The following is a 14,844-nucleotide window of genomic DNA, read 5'->3' as shown; positions in this document are numbered from 1 at the left end:
TCAGGCGGGGCCGCGCAGCCGTGACGCGGCGCGCGTCAGCGGCTTGGCCAGCACGGTGGTGGCCAGCGCCATCAGCAGCAGCCCCGAGAACGCCGCCTGGCCGATCAGCCCGGCCTCGAACAGGATGCCCAGCACCACCACTTCCATCAGCCCCTTGGTCTGCACCAGCGCGCCCAGCATCCACGCCTCGCGCCGCGGCAGGCCGGCCAGGCGCGCGGGCAGCGCCGTGCCGGCGACCTTGCCGGCGACCGCCACCAGCGTGCCGAGCCCGAACACGAGCAAGGTCTCGTGCCCGCCGACGGCGATGTCGGTGCGCAGCCCCGTCATCAGGAAAAAGAACGGCATCAGCACCACCACCGTGGTCGGCTCGAGCTGGCGCCGCAGGTCCGCCGCCGCTTCGCGCGGCAGCGCCACGCCGGCCAGGAAGCCGCCCAGGATGTAATGCAGCCCGATCGATTCGGAGACCAGCGCCGAGCCGAAGATCAGCACCGCCACCAGCGCCAGGCGCGCGTCGGTGCCCTGCAGGCGCGGCAGCGCGCGCGCCAGGGCCGGCCGCACCAGCCACAGCATGGCGCCGACATAGAGCGCGCCGCACAACGCCAGGCGCAGGAAATCGCCGGCAGACGAGCGGCCCGCGCTGGCCAGGATGGCCGACAGCACCAGCCAGATCGCCGCGTCGCTGAAGGCCGAGCAGCCCAGCGCCAGCTGGCCGGGCACGGAGTCCGACAGCTTCATTTCGCGCAGGATGGCGCCCAGCACCGGCAGCGCGGTCACCGCCATCGACACGCCCACGGCAAAGGCAAACTGCCAGGCCGATGCCGCCGGCCCCACCACCGCCGGCGCCGCATGCGCCAGCCACGCGCCGGCCGCGGTGCCCAGCGCGAACGGCACCAGCACGCAGCCCAGCGCCGCCGCGGTGGCGATGCGCCGCATGCCCGGCTGCCCGGTGCCGCCGATGTGCAGGCCCGAGAGGAAAGCGAACAGCACCACCGCCAGCCACTGCAGCCCCGACAGCGCCGACAGCTGCGCGGCGCCGAACAGCGCCTGCCAGCCATGCGGCCACAACGCGCCCAGCAGCGACGGCCCGAGCAGGATGCCGCCCACGATCTGCATGGCGACCAGCGGCACGATGCTGCCGATGCGCAGTCCGCGCCACAGGACGAACGGCGTGCCCACCACCAGGCAGGCCTGGGCGAAGAAGAGCGAGACAGGATTCAAGATGGAAGACGCCGTGCCGGTCGGGCAGGACAGAGGAAAGTTGGCGATTTGCGGTAACGGAAGCCGCGGACCGCGCCGGGCGCGGCCTGCGGCAATGCGTGAGCGGGCGAGCGCGCTATTTTGCCTTGGGCACGCGCCCCATCAGGTAGAACTCGTCGTTCGGCCGCATGCCGATGGTGTTGGCCATGCGGTTGGACAGGCCGAAGAACGCCGTGATGGCGGCGATGTCCCAGGCGTCCTCGTCGCTGAAGCCATGCTCGCGCAGCGCGGCGAAATCGGCTTCGCCGACTTCCTGCGAGGCCTGGCAGACCTTGAGCGCGAAATCGAGCATGGCGCGCTGGCGCGGCACGATGTCGGCCTTGCGGTAATTGACCGCGACCTGGTCGGCCAGCGCCGGCTGCTTCTCGTAGATGCGCAGGATGGCGCCGTGCGCCACCACGCAGTAGAGGCACTGGTTGGCGCCCGAGGTCGCCACCACGATCATCTCGCGCTCGCCCTTGGTCAGGCCGCCTTCCTTGAGCATGAGCGCGTCGTGGTAGGCAAAGAAGGCGCGGAATTCGTCGGGCCGGTGCGCCAGCGTGAGGAACACATTGGGAACGAAGCCGGCCTTGTCCTGGACGTCCAGGATGCGCGCGCGGATGTCGTCGGGCAGGTCGGCCAGCGCCGGCACGGGATACCGGCTGATCGGGGAATCGGGCTTGCTCATGTCTTCCTCTCGGCTGTGGTTTGCGTGCCATTCTAGCCAACCTGGCCGGCGGCGCCCGCAAACCCGGAGGGAAGAATGTGGCACAGCCGGCGCCGCGCCATGCCGCGCTCAGTGCGTGGCGAACTGGATGCGGTGCAGGCCGGCGTAGAGCCCTTCGGCCGACAGCAGCTCCTCGTGGCTGCCGTGCTCGGCCACGCGCCCGTGGTCCAGCACCACGATGCGGTCGGCGTTCTCGATGGTGGACAGGCGGTGCGCGATCACCAGCGTGGTGCGGCCGACCATCAGCGCTTCCAGCGCGGCCTGGACCTGCCGCTCCGACTCGGAATCCAGCGCCGAGGTGGCCTCGTCCAGGATCAGGATCGGCGCATCCTTGTAGATCGCGCGCGCGATCGCCAGCCGCTGGCGCTGGCCGCCGGACAGCTTCATGCCGTTGTCGCCGATATTGGTCTCCAGGCCCTGCGGCAGGCCCTTGACCATGTCGGTCAGGTAGGCGGCCGCCAGCGCGCGCTCGACGCGCGCGATGTCGATGTCCTCGGCGGTATGCACGCCATAGGCCACGTTGGCCGCCACGGTGCCGTTGAACAGCACCACGTCCTGGCTGACGAAGGCGATCTGGTCGCGCAGGTCCTTGAGCGCGAACACGTCGATCGGCTGGCCGTCGAGCAGGATGCGGCCTTCGGTCGGGTCGAAGAAGCGCGGCACCAGGTTGACCAGCGTGGTCTTGCCGCTGCCCGACGGGCCCACCAGCGCCACCACCTCGCCCGCGCTGACGCGGAAGCTGACCTTGTCCAGCGCCGGCCGGCCGGCATCGCCGTAGCGGAAACTCACCTTGTCGAACACCAGCTCGCCGCGCGCGCGCGCCAGCGGCAGCCCGCCTTCCTGGCGCTCGACCGGTTCGTCGATCAGGCCGAAGATCATCTCGGCCGCGGTCAGGCCGCGCTGCAGCGGCTGGTTGAGGTCGGTCAGGTGCTTGAGCGGCGAGATCAGCAGCAGCATCGCCATCACGAAGCCGGTGAAGCTGCCCACCGTGGTCTGGTTGGACTGCGACTGGATCATGGCGATGGTCAGGATCACCGACAGCGCCAGCGAGGCCAGGAAGGCCGTGACCGGCTGGTTCAGCCCGCCCGCCACCGCCATGCGCATCGAGTAGCCGCGCAGGCGCTCGGCCATGGCGGCAAAGCGCGTGGTCTCGTACTGCTCGCCGCCGTGCAGCTTGACCACCTTGTAGCCGCCCACGGCCTCCTCGACCACGTACGCCGCGCTGTTGGTCAGCGCCTGGTGGTCGCGGTTGAGCCGGCGCAGGCGCCGGTTGACCTTGGACATGACGAAGCCGATCACCGGCAGGATCACCGCCACCACCAGCGTCAGCCGCCAGTTGGTGTAGAACAGGTAGACCAGCAGCGCCAGCACCGTCAGCGAATCGCGCACCAGCGTGATCAGCACGCCGGTCAGGATCTGCATGACCTGGTTGACCTCGAAGATCACCGCGTTGATGAGCGAGGCCGCGGTATTGCGGTGGAAGAACAGCGCCGGCGCGTGCAGCATGCGCTCGAACATCTGCATGCGCATCTTCAGCAGCACGCGGTTGGAAATCAGGCTCAGCAGGTAGCCGGAGGCGAACTGCGCCACGCCGCGGATCAGCGCCACGCCGGTCAGCAAGGCCGGCACGTGCCAGAGCTTGCCCGCGTAGGCGCCGCCGAACCCCTTGTCGAGCAGGTCGTTGACGACCTTGGGGATCAGGCCTTCCGCGCCCGCCACCACCGCCATCGCGATGATGGCGACCACGAAGATGCGCATCTCCGGGCGCAGATAGGCCCAGACGCGCTTCAGGGTGTCGGCCTCGCGGCCGTGCAGGGCGTGTTGTTCTCGAACGTTCACAGCTTCTCCGCCCCGTCGGCGCGGGGATATTTTGTTTGCATCGCGGCCAGGCCGAGCAGCAGCCCGATGACGCTGGCGTAGAAAACGATATTGGCCTGGTGCGCCATGGTCACCTGCGTCAGCCCGCAGATCAGGCTGGCCAGCACCACGCCGAGGCCGCCGGCGCTCAGGCAGACGCCGATGCGGTTGCCCGAGCGGCAACAGGCGCGCAACAGCCGCCAGAACAGGACGCCGGGCACCAGGAACAGGCCCAGCAGTGCCAGCAGGCCCGGCATGCCGGTGGTTGCGGCGGCCTCGAGCACGTCGTTGTGGGCATGCTGGAGGATGCAGACATCGGACCCGCCGTGCTGCTGGCAGAAGGCCGAGGCGCGGGGAATACGCGCGAACTGGCCAATGCCGACGCCCAGCCACGGATGCAGGCGGATCGAGTCCAGCGCCAGTTGCCAGGTCTTCAGGCGCGCGCCGACCGACGTTTCCGTGTTGCCTTCCTGGAACTGCTCCAACTGTCCGCGCACCAGGTCCACCCGTTGGGCGACCGGGCTATCCGGCACCAGATAGAGTCCGGCGGCCAGCGCGACGATGAGCGACACCGCGCCGATGAACTTGCCGGGCTTCATGCTGGGGTAGCGCACGAACAGCAATGGCAGCATCGTGACGGCCAGCGCCAGCCAGGCGCCGCGCGTGCCGTTGACGATCAGCACCGCTGCCGCCAGCGCCAGGTTGGCCCACGCGATCAGGTGCGCCCTGCGGCTTTCGCCCGGATGCACGAAGCCGATCAGCCCCAGCGCGGCAACCATGTTGCCGAAGGCGATGGCCTGCGTCCACGCGGAAGGCCGCGGATCGTTGAGAACCCAGCGCTGGAACAGCACCGCCGCAAGACTGACGGCCAGCGCCACGGTGATCCCGCCCCAGATGCGCTGCGGATCGGGCGCGGTCCTCAGCACGACCAGGCAGGTCAGCAGCAGCAGCAGGATCCGGGACGGATTGTCCATCACGTTCCAGGGCACGCCGAAATAGAGCTTCGACGCCATGAACACGAGCACGGCGGCTAGAATAGCGAGCCCAAGCGGATAGAGCGTGGCGCGATACTGCGTCCACGTGCTCCCCATGCCCCGGTGGGCCAGCAACGCCAGCACCAGGATGCCGGCGAGAAAGATGCCTGCGCCCTTGGGCACGCAGAGCAGCAGGATCGGGAATGCCAGGACCAGCGCATTGGCGATGGAAGTCACTTTCCCTGCACGAAACACCATAGACAAACCCTATGAAAATCTCAGTCGTACTGATTACGAAAAACGAGGCACACAACATCCGGGCCTGCCTGGAAAGCGTGTCCTGGTGCGACCGCGCGATTATAGTGGATTCGGGTAGCCGGGACGGCACCGTGGAACTGGCCCGCAGCCTCGGCGCCGAGGTCTTCGAAACCGAGCACTGGCCGGGCTTCGGCGCCCAGAAAAACCTCGCCGTCTCCAAGGCCGACACCGACTGGGTGCTATCCCTCGACGCCGACGAGCGCGTCACCCCCGAGTTGCGCGACGAGATCCTGGCGGCGGTCGCGTCCGGCCAGGCCGACGCCTACGAGATGCCGCGCCTGTCGCGCTTCTGCGGCCGCTTCATCCGCCACGGCGGCTGGTATCCCGACTACGTCACACGGCTGTTCAGGCGCGGCCATGCACGCTTTACCGACGACCTCGTGCACGAGCGCGTGGTCGCCGACGGCCCGGTCGGCAAGCTGGCTTCGCCGCTGCTGCACTACACCTACGACGACTTCTCGCAGGTGCTGCGCAAGGTCGACCAGTACTCCACGCTGGGCGCCCAGCAGGGCTTCGCGCGCGGCAAGTCGGCCTCGCCCGCCGGCGCCGTGCTGCATGGCGCCTGGGCCTTCCTGCGCACCTACCTGATGCGGCGCGCCTTCCTGGACGGCGCGCAGGGCCTGGGCGTGGCGCTGATGAACGGCCAGGCCAGCTATTACAAATACATCAAGCTGTGGTACCTGCGGCAGAAGACGCAGCCGCAGGAGCCGCAGCGCTGAGCCCGGCCGCCGCCGGCGGCGTGCCCAGCAGGTCGTCCACGCAGGCCGCGAAGGCGGCCGAGGTCGGGCCGAACCCCATCTGCTCGATATGGCGCGCGGCAAAGGCCAGCAGCCGCGCGCGCAGCGGCGCGTCTTCCAGCCCGCGCCGGATCGCCTCGGCCAGCGCGTGCACGTCGCCGACCGGCGTGAGCAGCCCGGCCTGGCCGTCGGCCAGGATCTCGCGCGGCCCCACCGGGCAGTCGGTGCTCACCACCAGCTGGCCCAGCGCCATGCCTTCGAGCAGCACATTGGGCAGCCCCTCCATCTTCGAGCTGAACGCCATCAGCCGCGCGTGGCGGATCCACGCATAGGGATTGGCCTGGAAGCCGGCGAAGGTCACCCGTTCGCTGACGCCCAGCTCGCGCGCCAGCGCCTCCAGCCGCGCGCGCGACGCGCCGTCGCCCACCAGCACCAGCCGTTCGCACAGCCCGGTGCCGCGCACCAGCGCGGCGTAGGCGTGCAGCAGCGTGGTGAAATCCTTCTGGCTTTCCTCCAGGCGCCCCACGGAAACGATGTAGGGATGGGCCGGCGGCGTGAACGGCGCGTTGCCGAGCGCGCGGATGCGGTCCAGGTCGGTGGCGTTGTACAGGCGCACGAACTTGGCCGCGGCCTCGGGAATCAGCGCGCGCGCGTCGGCCAGCATGCTGTCGTTGAGCACCACGATGCGGTCATAGTGCTCGCGGCACTGGCGCCGCAGTTTGCGCAGCTTGCGCGGGTTCTCGCGCTCCAGGTGCGCCACGCTGAAGTGCTGGTAGCCGATCATCGGTATCGGCAGGCGGCCGGTCAGCCGCGACAGCGACATGTCGTAGTCGATGGCCAGGTCGTAGCCGCGCGCGATCGCGCGGAAGCGCCGGTTGACCAGCGGCTTGCGCACCGGCGGCAGCAGCACTTCCTCGTAGATCTTGCCCAGCGGGCCGAGCTTGCCGGCCTTCTTCTTCTGCCGGAAATGCGACAGCCAGCGCTCCGGCGCCAGGATGTGGATCTTCACGTCGGGCGGCAGCATGGCGCGGAAATGCGTCTCCAGCGCCTCGGTCGGATAGGTCAGCGTCAGGCCGAGCTCGAAGCGCTCCCGGTCGAGCGAGGCCAGCAGCGAAACCAGCGAGGTCTCGATGCCACCGCGCAGGAAGTGGGTCAGGTGAAAGAGGATGCGTTGCTTGGCCATGCGGGGGCGTGGTGGATCCAGGGGATGACGGGCTGCCGGCAACGGCGGATCAGCCGTACAGCATGCGCACGTTCTCGCCGGACAGCGCGGCGCGGAAGCTCGCCAGCGCGTCGTCCGACGGCGTGACCAGCCACTGCCGGCCGAGCTCGGCCTCGCAGCGCGCGCCGCTGGTGGCATAGCTGACGCGCACCGGCAGGCCCGGCGTGTTGGCCACGTTGGCGAGATACGGCGTCAGCAGTTCGCGCAGCAGTTCCGTGGAAGCGTTGCCGTTGAGGGCCAGCCCCACGGCCTCGGCATACCTGGCGCGCGCGGCCACCAGGTCCATCACCGATTCGGCGGTGAAGCGCACGCCGCCGGTGAAGGTATCGTGGCGCGCGTTGCCCTGCACGATCACCAGCTCGTCCTCGCGGAACATGTGGCGGTTGGCGTCGAACAGCTCGTTGAACACGGTCATCTCGACCTGTCCGGTGCCGTCGTCGAGCATCACGATCAGCATCTTGCCGCGCTGCGTCATCTGCGTGCGCATGCCGGTGATGACGCCGGCGATCACCTTGCCGCGCACGTCGCGCCCGTAGCCGCCGCCGTTGCCCTGCACTTCCTTCTCGAGCCCGGCCAGCGTGCCCTTGAGGAAGCGCCCGACCTCCTCGCGGTAGGCGTCGAACAGGTGGCCCGAGAAGTAGTAGCCGAGCGCCTGCTTCTCTTCCTGCAGCGTGCGCTTGGCCGGCCAGCGCGGCTCGTCGACCAGCTCGGGGCGGTGCGATTCGCCGGCGTCGGCCATCAGGTCGAACAGCGAGACCTGGTTGGCCGACTCGGCCTTCTGCTCGGCGGCTTCCATCGCGCGCGACACCGAGGCCAGCAGCTGGCCGCGGTTGTCGTTGAGGCTGTCGAAGGCGCCGGCGCGGATCAGCGCCTCGATGGTGCGGCGGTTGACCTGGCGGCGGTCGACCCGCTCGCAGAAATCGAACAAATCGACGAACGGCTTTTCCTCGCGCGCGCGCAGGATGTCCTCGATGGCGCCCTGGCCGGAGCCCTTGATGCCGCCGAGGCCGTAGCGGATGGTCCTGGCGTCGGTCGGCGCGAAGCGGTATTCGCTGGCGTTGACGTCGGGCGGCAGCACCTTCAGGCCATTGAGCTTGCAGTCCTCGTAGAGGATCTTGACCTTGTCGGTGTCGTCCATGGCCAGCGACATATTGGCTGCCATGAATTCGGCCGGGTGATGCGCCTTGAGCCAGGCCGTGTAGTAGGCCAGCAGCGCATAGGCGGCCGCGTGCGACTTGTTGAAGCCGTAGCCGGCGAACTTCTCCATCAGGTCGAAGGTGTCGTCGGCCTTCTCGGCGCTCAGGCCGTTCTTGGCCGCGCCCGCGCGGAACAGCTCGCGGTGCTGGGCCATTTCCTCGGCCTTCTTCTTGCCCATGGCGCGGCGCAGCAAGTCGGCGCCGCCGAGCGAGTAGCCGCCGATGATCTGCGCCATCTGCATCACCTGCTCCTGGTAGACCATGATGCCGTAGGTCTCCTTGAGCACCGGCTCGACGCGCGGGTCCGGGTACTCCACCTTCTCGCGGCCATGCTTGCGCGCGCAGAAGCTGGGGATCAGGTCCATCGGGCCCGGGCGGTAGAGCGCCACCAGCGCGATGATGTCCTCGAAGCGGTCGGGCTTGGCGTCTTTCAGCATGCCCTGCATGCCGCGGCTTTCCAGCTGGAACACGGCCACCGTGTTGGCGGTCTTGAGGATGTCGAAGGCCGCTACGTCGTCGAGCGGGATGTGGCTGCAGTTCCAGTCCGCCTTGGACGGGTCGAGCCGGCGGATGTAGCGCTCGGCCCAGTCGAGGATGGTCAGCGTGGTCAGGCCCAGAAAGTCGAACTTGACCAGGCCGGCGGCCTCCACGTCGTCCTTGTCGTACTGGCTGACCACGCCGCTCATGCCGTCGTTCTGGCCGCCCTGGGTATAGAGCGGGCAGAAATCGGTGAGCTTGCCGGGCGCGATCAGCACGCCGCCGGCGTGCATGCCGACGTTGCGGGTCATGCCTTCCACGCGCTGGGCCAGCTCCAGCAGCTGGCGCACTTCTTCCTCGTTGTTCTCGCGCTCGGTCAGCAGCGGCTCTTCTTTCTTGGCTTCCTCGATGGTGACCAGCTTGCCGGGCTTGAACGGGATCAGCTTGGCGATGCTGTCGACGAAGCCGTAGCCGAGGTCGAGCACGCGCCCCACGTCGCGCACCGCGGCCTTGGCCGCCATGGTGCCGAAGGTGGCGATCTGCGAGACCGCGTCCTTGCCGTACTTTTCCTTCACGTAGGTGATCACGCGGTCACGCCCGTGCTGGCAGAAGTCGATGTCGAAGTCGGGCATCGAGACCCGTTCCGGGTTCAGGAAACGCTCGAACAGCAGCGCGTACTTGAGCGGGTCCAGGTCGGTGATGCCGAGCGCGTAGGCCACCAGCGAGCCGGCGCCGGAGCCCCGCCCCGGGCCCACCGGCACGCCGTTGTTCTTGGCCCAGTTGATGAAGTCCGCCACGATCAGGAAGTAGCCGGGGAAGCCCATCTTGATGATGGTGCCGGTCTCGAATTCCAGCCGCGCGTAGTATTCGGGCCGTTTGGCCTCGCGCTCGGCCTCGTCGGGGAACAGCACGGCCATGCGCTTTTCCAGGCCTTCCTTGGCCAGGTGGACGAGGTAGTCGTCGAGCGACATGCCGTCCGGCGTGGGGAACAGCGGCAGGCGCGGCTTGCCGAGCTCCAGCGTGAGGTTGCAGCGGCGCGCGATCTGCACCGCGTTTTCCAGCGCGGAGGGGATGTCGGCGAACAGCGCGCACATCTCGTCCTGCGTCTTGAAATACTGGTCGGTGGTGAAGCGCCGCGTGCGCCGCGGGTTGGCCAGCAGCTCGCCTTCGGCGATGCAGGTGCGGGCTTCGTGCGCGGTGAAGTCGTCGGCGGTCATGAACTGCACCGGATGCGTCGCCACCACCGGCAGGCGCAGCCTGGCGGCCAGCTGCACGGCCTGCTGCACGTAGGCGTCGGTGCCCGGATGGCCGGCGCGCTGCAGCTCGATGTAGAAGCGCTGCGGGAACACCCGGGCCCAGTGCGCGGCGGCACGCTCGGCCGCGGCGTCGTTGCCGTTGGCCAGCGCCATGCCGATGTCGCCGCCCATGGCGCCGGACAGCGCGATCAGGCCAGTGGCCAGCGGCAGGCCTTCCTCGCCGGGCTCGTCGAACCAGCCCGGCTCGATCTCGGCGCGGCCGCGGTGCTGGTTGGACAGCCACGCGCGCGACAGCAGCATGCACAGGTTGAGGTAGCCGCGCCGGTCCTGCACCAGCAGCAGCAGGCGCGCGGGCTTGTCGCGGTCTTCGGCGTTGGTGAGCCAGACGTCCGCGCCGACCACCGGCTTGACGCCGCCGCCGCGCGCTTCCTTGTAGAAGCGGATCAGGCCGAAGGCGTTGGCCAGGTCGGTCAGGGCGAGCGCGCCCATGCCGTCGGCCGCGGCGGCCTTGACGGCGTCGTCGAGGCGCACGATCCCGTCGACGACGGAGTATTCGGAATGGAGGCGGAGATGAACGAAGCGAGGTGCAGACATGGGCGTGATTGTACCGGCTCGGCATGCCGGCGCCTGCGTTCTTTGCACGCGCGCCGCGCGCGCAAGCCTGAGCGGGGCGCTCGGACAAGGCCGGCGCGCGGCCTTTGAAGCGCTATAATTTCGCCTTTCCAATCAGGCAGTTACCGCGCGGTCACCAGGCGCGGGCCGGGCGCGCCTCATCTATGCAGATCGTAAACATCTCCGCTTACAAATTCGTCACCCTGGACGATATCCCGGCCCTGCGCCCGGAAATGCGCGCGCGCTGCGAGGCCCTCGGCCTCAAGGGCACCATCCTGCTCGCGCCGGAAGGCATCAACATGTTCCTGGCGGGCAGCCGCGGCGCCATCGACGGCTTCATGGGCTGGCTGCACGCCGACCCGCGCTTCGCCGACATCGCGCCCAAGGAAAGCCTGTCGGAGACCCAGCCCTTCAAGCGCATGCTGGTGCGCGAAAAGAAGGAAATCATCACCATGAAGATGCCGCTGATCCGCCCCGAGGCCGGGCGCGCGCCGGCGGTGCGGCCGGCGGACCTGAAGCGCTGGCTCGACCAGGGCCACGACGATGCCGGCCGCCCGGTGGTGATGCTCGACACCCGCAACGATTTCGAGGTGGCGGTCGGCACCTTCGCGCAGGCGGTGGACTACGACATCGCCAAGTTCAGCGATTTCCCGCCCGCCATCGCCGCGCACAAGGCGGAATTCGAAGGCAAGACCGTGGTGTCGTTCTGCACCGGCGGCATCCGCTGCGAGAAGGCGGCCATCCACATGCAGGAAGCCGGCGTCGAGCACGTCTACCAGCTCGAGGGCGGCATCCTGAAGTACTTCGAGGAAGTGGGCGGCAGCCACTACGAAGGCGACTGCTTCGTGTTCGACTACCGCACCGCGCTGAATCCCAGGCTGGAGCCGGCAGGCCCCAAGCAGTGCTTCGCCTGCCGCGCCGTGGTCACCGCCGAGGAGCAGCAGAGCCCGCACTACGTGGTGGGCAAGAGCTGCCCCCACTGCGCCGCGCAGCGGCAGGCGGCGGCCTGAACGCCGGCGGCTTCAGGCCGCCAGCAGGTGATAGAGGTTGCGCAGCATACCGGCGGTGGCGCCCCAGATGAAGCGGTAGCCGCCGCCCTCGCGCGGGAACGGCATGGCGTAGAAGAGCCGCTCGCCGTCCACCCAGCGGAACAGGCGCCGCTGGTGGTGGGACGGATCCATCAGGAAGCCCAGCGGCACCTCGAACACATCGGCCACCTCGCGCGCGTCGGGGCGCAAGGTAAAGCCGCTGCGGACCAGCCCAACCACGGGGCTGACATGAAAGCCGGTGCCCGTGATGTAGTCGGGCAGCGCGCCCAGCACCTCCACGTAGTCCCGCACCAGCCCCACTTCTTCTTCCGTCTCGCGCAGCGCGGTGTCCACGCGATCGACGTCCGACGGCTCATGGCGCCCGCCCGGAAAGCTGATCTGCCCCGCATGCGCGCTCAGGTTGGCGTTGCGTTGCGTCAGCAGCACCGTCAGGCCGTCCTTCCGCTCCACCAGCGGCACCAGCACCGCGGCGTCGCGCAGCGCCTTGCTGCGGTCATAGACGCGCGATTCGTCGGTCAGCTCGGGCGCCCATGCCGGCGGCGACTTGAGCCGGTGGCGGACAAAGTCCGGCTGCAGGCGCACGTCGGGCAGCGCCGGATGGCTGGTATCGGTGGAAACGACGGGAAGGGATTCGGGATCGAAGGCGGGACGCATATCGGCATGAAGTATGACAGATGCCGGACAAAGCCGTCTTTGCGCGTCGCAGCAGCAAGAGTGCGCGCCATGATGCAAAAAGGGCACCCGGAGGTGCCCTTTTTGCGCAGCCATGGCCGGCGGACCGGCCACGGCAACCGGCTTACTCGGCTGCGGCTGCCTTGGCAGGCGCGGCCTTGAATGCCAGCTTTTCCTTGATACGCGCGGACTTGCCCGAACGCTCACGCAGGTAGTACAGCTTGGCGCGGCGGACGTCGCCGCGGCGCTTCACTTCGATACCGGCGATCAGCGGCGAGTACAGCTGGAACGTACGTTCCACGCCTTCGCCCGAGGAAATCTTGCGCACGATGAAGGACGAGTTCAGGCCGCGGTTGCGCTTGGCAATCACGACGCCTTCGTAGGCCTGCACGCGCTTGCGGTTACCTTCCACCACGTTCACGCTGACGATCACGGTGTCGCCGGGTGCGAATGCGGGGATGGTCTTGTTCGCGGTCAGGCGCGCGATTTCGTCTTTCTCGATCAGTTCGATGAGGTTCATCGTTTCTTCTCCTTGTCCATCATGCCAGCGTTGAATGCCCCGGGCGTTGCCCGGGCCCCGGCAGAGGATGGGGTTTCACTTGACGGGAGCGAACTCCCGCCCTTCATTCGCCAGCCACGCCGACAGGAATTTCTCGTCGGCACGGCTGAGCAAACCTTCGCTGCGGGCTGCCTCGATCAGGTCGGGGCGCTTGCGCGCAGTATTGGCGAGCGCCTGCTGGCGCCGCCACTTCTCGATCTCGGCATGATGGCCCCCGAGCAGTATCTCGGGCACCCGCACGCCTTCGTATTCTTCCGGCCGCGTGTAATGCGGACAATCCAGCAGGCCGTTGACGAAGCTGTCCTGCACCGCCGACTGCGCATCGCCCAGCACGCCGGGCAGATGCCTGACCACCGCGTCGATCACGGCCATCGCCGGCAGCTCGCCGCCGGACAGCACGAAATCGCCGAGGCTGATTTCCTCGTCCACGCGCCGCTCGATCAGGCGCTGGTCGATGGCCTCGTAGCGCCCGCACAGCAGCACCAGCCCGGGGCGCTGCGCCAGCGACATCACCTTCGCATGCGTCAGCGGCGCGCCCTGCGGCGACATCAGCACCACATGCGGCTCGACCTTGACCGCGTCCGCCTGCGCGCCCCGCTGGGCCGCGCAAGCCGCATCGATGGCGTCCTCGAGCGGCTTGGCCAGCATCACCATGCCAGGGCCGCCGCCATATGGGCGATCGTCGATGGTACGGTAGTTGTCGGTGGTGAAATCGCGCGGATTCCAGGTGCGCAGCGCATAGCGCTGCTGCTTCGCCGCCCGGCTGGTGATGCCCCAGTCGGTCAGCGCGCGGAACATCTCGGGAAACAGCGTGATCACATCGAACTGCATCCGCCTCTCCCTTGGCTTGCCCTCCGGACCCCGGCCCGGCACCTGTCGCCAGGCGCCCGGCAACTCAGTAATCCAGCCCCCAGTCGACCACCACCTGCCTGGCCTTGATATCGACCGAGCGCAGGAAGGCATCGACAAACGGGATCAGGCGCTCGCCGGTCTTGCCGTCGGGCAAGGCATGCGCCACCTGCAGGATCTGGTGAGCCCCGTTGTCGATCAGGCCGGACACTTCGCCCAGCAGCTCGCCCTGTTCGTTGGACACGGCGCAGCCGATCAGATCGACCCAGTAAAACTCGTTTTCGTCCGGCGCGGGGAAATCCTCGCGGCGGATCCATACACGACGGCCCTTGAGCGCTTCGGAGTGGCTGCGGTCGGTCACGCCGACCGCCTGCGCCACCACGGTGCCGCTATGCTCGCGGGACTGCGCGATCTTCACGCACAAGGCCTCCGACCGCTCCGCGCCCGCCGCGCCCGGCATGCCTGCCGGCGGCTTGAGCAGCCACCAGCGGCGCGCGTGCAGCAGCGCGCTCGCGTCGTCGGCGTGCGGCTGGATCTTGAGCCAGCCCCGGATGCCATAGGCCGCACCGATGTAGCCGACTTCGACCAGGTCGTCCGGCAACTCGTCGGCGGTGTACGCCAGTGCGGCCAGCGCGGCCGGCGATCCGGCCTGCGGCTTCGGGCCCGGCTTCTTCTGGCCCGCGTGGCCGGCGGACTGCGGCCGGGCCGTGGGCTCCAGCGGCACATTGAGCGGCCGCCGTGCCGGGGCGCCTTGCTTGCGTTCGGTCACGTGTCGTTTGCCACGCGTCGCGAAACGCGCGTCACGGCAATCAGGCAGCGGCCTTGGCGGCGTTCTGCTTGACCAGGCGGGCCACGGTCGGCGACATCTGCGCGCCAACGCCGGTCCAGTAGGTCAGGCGGTCCTGCACCAGGCGCAGGCCTTCTTCGCTGGCGCCGGCCAGGGGATTGTAGAAACCGATACGCTCGATGAAACGGCCATCGCGGCGGTTGCGCGAGTCAGCAGCAACGATATTGAAGAACGGGCGCTTCTTGCTGCCACCGCGAGCCAGACGGATTACGACCATGGGTGTGATTCCTCAGAAAACTTGATGTTCGAACACGAA

At 68.5% G+C, this 14,844-nt stretch carries 13 protein-coding genes; 2 read left to right on the top strand and 11 right to left on the bottom strand.

What is annotated here, in order from left to right; genetic code table 11:
* The 4 genes from ACKI2N_RS05880 to ACKI2N_RS05865 all read right to left on the bottom strand — a co-directional run bounded on the left by ACKI2N_RS05880 (window position 1) and on the right by ACKI2N_RS05865 (window position 5,031).
* Window positions 1–1,218, bottom strand: a complete 1,218-nt coding sequence (locus ACKI2N_RS05880) for a cation:proton antiporter (RefSeq protein WP_420992836.1) — start codon at window positions 1,216–1,218, stop codon at window positions 1–3.
* A 115-nt stretch (window positions 1,219–1,333) separates the two neighbouring features.
* Window positions 1,334–1,924, bottom strand: a complete 591-nt coding sequence (locus ACKI2N_RS05875) for a peroxidase-related enzyme (protein ID WP_420992837.1) — start codon at window positions 1,922–1,924, stop codon at window positions 1,334–1,336.
* Window positions 1,925–2,032: 108 nt separating this feature from the next.
* On the bottom strand, window positions 2,033–3,721 hold the full coding sequence (gene msbA, locus ACKI2N_RS05870; RefSeq protein WP_426990834.1) for a lipid A export permease/ATP-binding protein MsbA: 1,689 nt from the start codon (window positions 3,719–3,721) through the stop codon (window positions 2,033–2,035).
* Window positions 3,722–3,798: 77 nt separating this feature from the next.
* Window positions 3,799–5,031 (bottom strand): O-antigen ligase family protein, encoded by a 1,233-nt coding sequence (locus tag ACKI2N_RS05865; protein ID WP_420992839.1) that lies wholly within the window; start codon window positions 5,029–5,031, stop codon window positions 3,799–3,801.
* Window positions 5,032–5,063: 32 nt separating this feature from the next.
* On the opposite strand from ACKI2N_RS05865, the gene ACKI2N_RS05860 reads away from it, so the two are divergent.
* Complete coding sequence (locus tag ACKI2N_RS05860; protein ID WP_420992840.1) at window positions 5,064–5,831, top strand: glycosyltransferase family 2 protein; 768 nt, start codon at window positions 5,064–5,066, stop codon at window positions 5,829–5,831.
* Here the strand turns inward: ACKI2N_RS05860 and ACKI2N_RS05855 are convergent.
* Both ACKI2N_RS05855 and dnaE read right to left on the bottom strand, forming a co-directional pair.
* Window positions 5,779–7,032: a glycosyltransferase gene (locus ACKI2N_RS05855; protein ID WP_420992841.1), complete on the bottom strand. Its 1,254-nt coding sequence runs from the start codon at window positions 7,030–7,032 to the stop codon at window positions 5,779–5,781. The genes ACKI2N_RS05860 and ACKI2N_RS05855 overlap by 53 nt on opposite strands.
* A gap of 49 nt (window positions 7,033–7,081) precedes the next feature.
* Window positions 7,082–10,594: a DNA polymerase III subunit alpha gene (gene dnaE / locus ACKI2N_RS05850; protein WP_420992842.1), complete on the bottom strand. Its 3,513-nt coding sequence runs from the start codon at window positions 10,592–10,594 to the stop codon at window positions 7,082–7,084.
* Window positions 10,595–10,776: 182 nt separating this feature from the next.
* On the opposite strand from dnaE, the gene ACKI2N_RS05845 reads away from it, so the two are divergent.
* Window positions 10,777–11,622, top strand: a complete 846-nt coding sequence (locus ACKI2N_RS05845) for a sulfurtransferase (RefSeq protein ID WP_420992843.1) — start codon at window positions 10,777–10,779, stop codon at window positions 11,620–11,622.
* A gap of 12 nt (window positions 11,623–11,634) precedes the next feature.
* Here ACKI2N_RS05845 and ACKI2N_RS05840 read toward each other — a convergent pair whose 3' ends face one another.
* From ACKI2N_RS05840 to rpsP, 5 genes are all read right to left on the bottom strand, one after another.
* Complete coding sequence (locus ACKI2N_RS05840) at window positions 11,635–12,315, bottom strand: CoA pyrophosphatase (RefSeq protein WP_420992844.1); 681 nt, start codon at window positions 12,313–12,315, stop codon at window positions 11,635–11,637.
* A 142-nt stretch (window positions 12,316–12,457) separates the two neighbouring features.
* Window positions 12,458–12,853 (bottom strand): 50S ribosomal protein L19, encoded by a 396-nt coding sequence (gene rplS / locus ACKI2N_RS05835; protein WP_420992845.1) that lies wholly within the window; start codon window positions 12,851–12,853, stop codon window positions 12,458–12,460.
* A gap of 75 nt (window positions 12,854–12,928) precedes the next feature.
* Window positions 12,929–13,723 carry a tRNA (guanosine(37)-N1)-methyltransferase TrmD gene (gene trmD / locus ACKI2N_RS05830; RefSeq protein ID WP_420992846.1) on the bottom strand — a complete coding sequence of 265 codons (795 nt, stop codon included), beginning with the start codon at window positions 13,721–13,723 and terminating at the stop codon, window positions 12,929–12,931.
* Between the two features lie 64 nt (window positions 13,724–13,787).
* The gene (rimM, locus tag ACKI2N_RS05825; protein ID WP_420992917.1) at window positions 13,788–14,372 is read right to left on the bottom strand and encodes a ribosome maturation factor RimM; all 585 of its coding nucleotides are present in this window, start codon (window positions 14,370–14,372) and stop codon (window positions 13,788–13,790) included.
* A 178-nt stretch (window positions 14,373–14,550) separates the two neighbouring features.
* The gene (gene rpsP, locus ACKI2N_RS05820) at window positions 14,551–14,805 is read right to left on the bottom strand and encodes a 30S ribosomal protein S16 (protein WP_020201010.1); all 255 of its coding nucleotides are present in this window, start codon (window positions 14,803–14,805) and stop codon (window positions 14,551–14,553) included.
* Window positions 14,806–14,844: the final 39 nt, after the last annotated feature.

Source organism: Cupriavidus sp. 30B13 (assembly GCF_049059565.2).
GTDB lineage: Bacteria > Pseudomonadota > Gammaproteobacteria > Burkholderiales > Burkholderiaceae > Cupriavidus.
The sequence above is the reverse complement of the archived record's forward strand: the minus strand, read 5'-3'. Positions and strand labels throughout refer to the sequence as shown.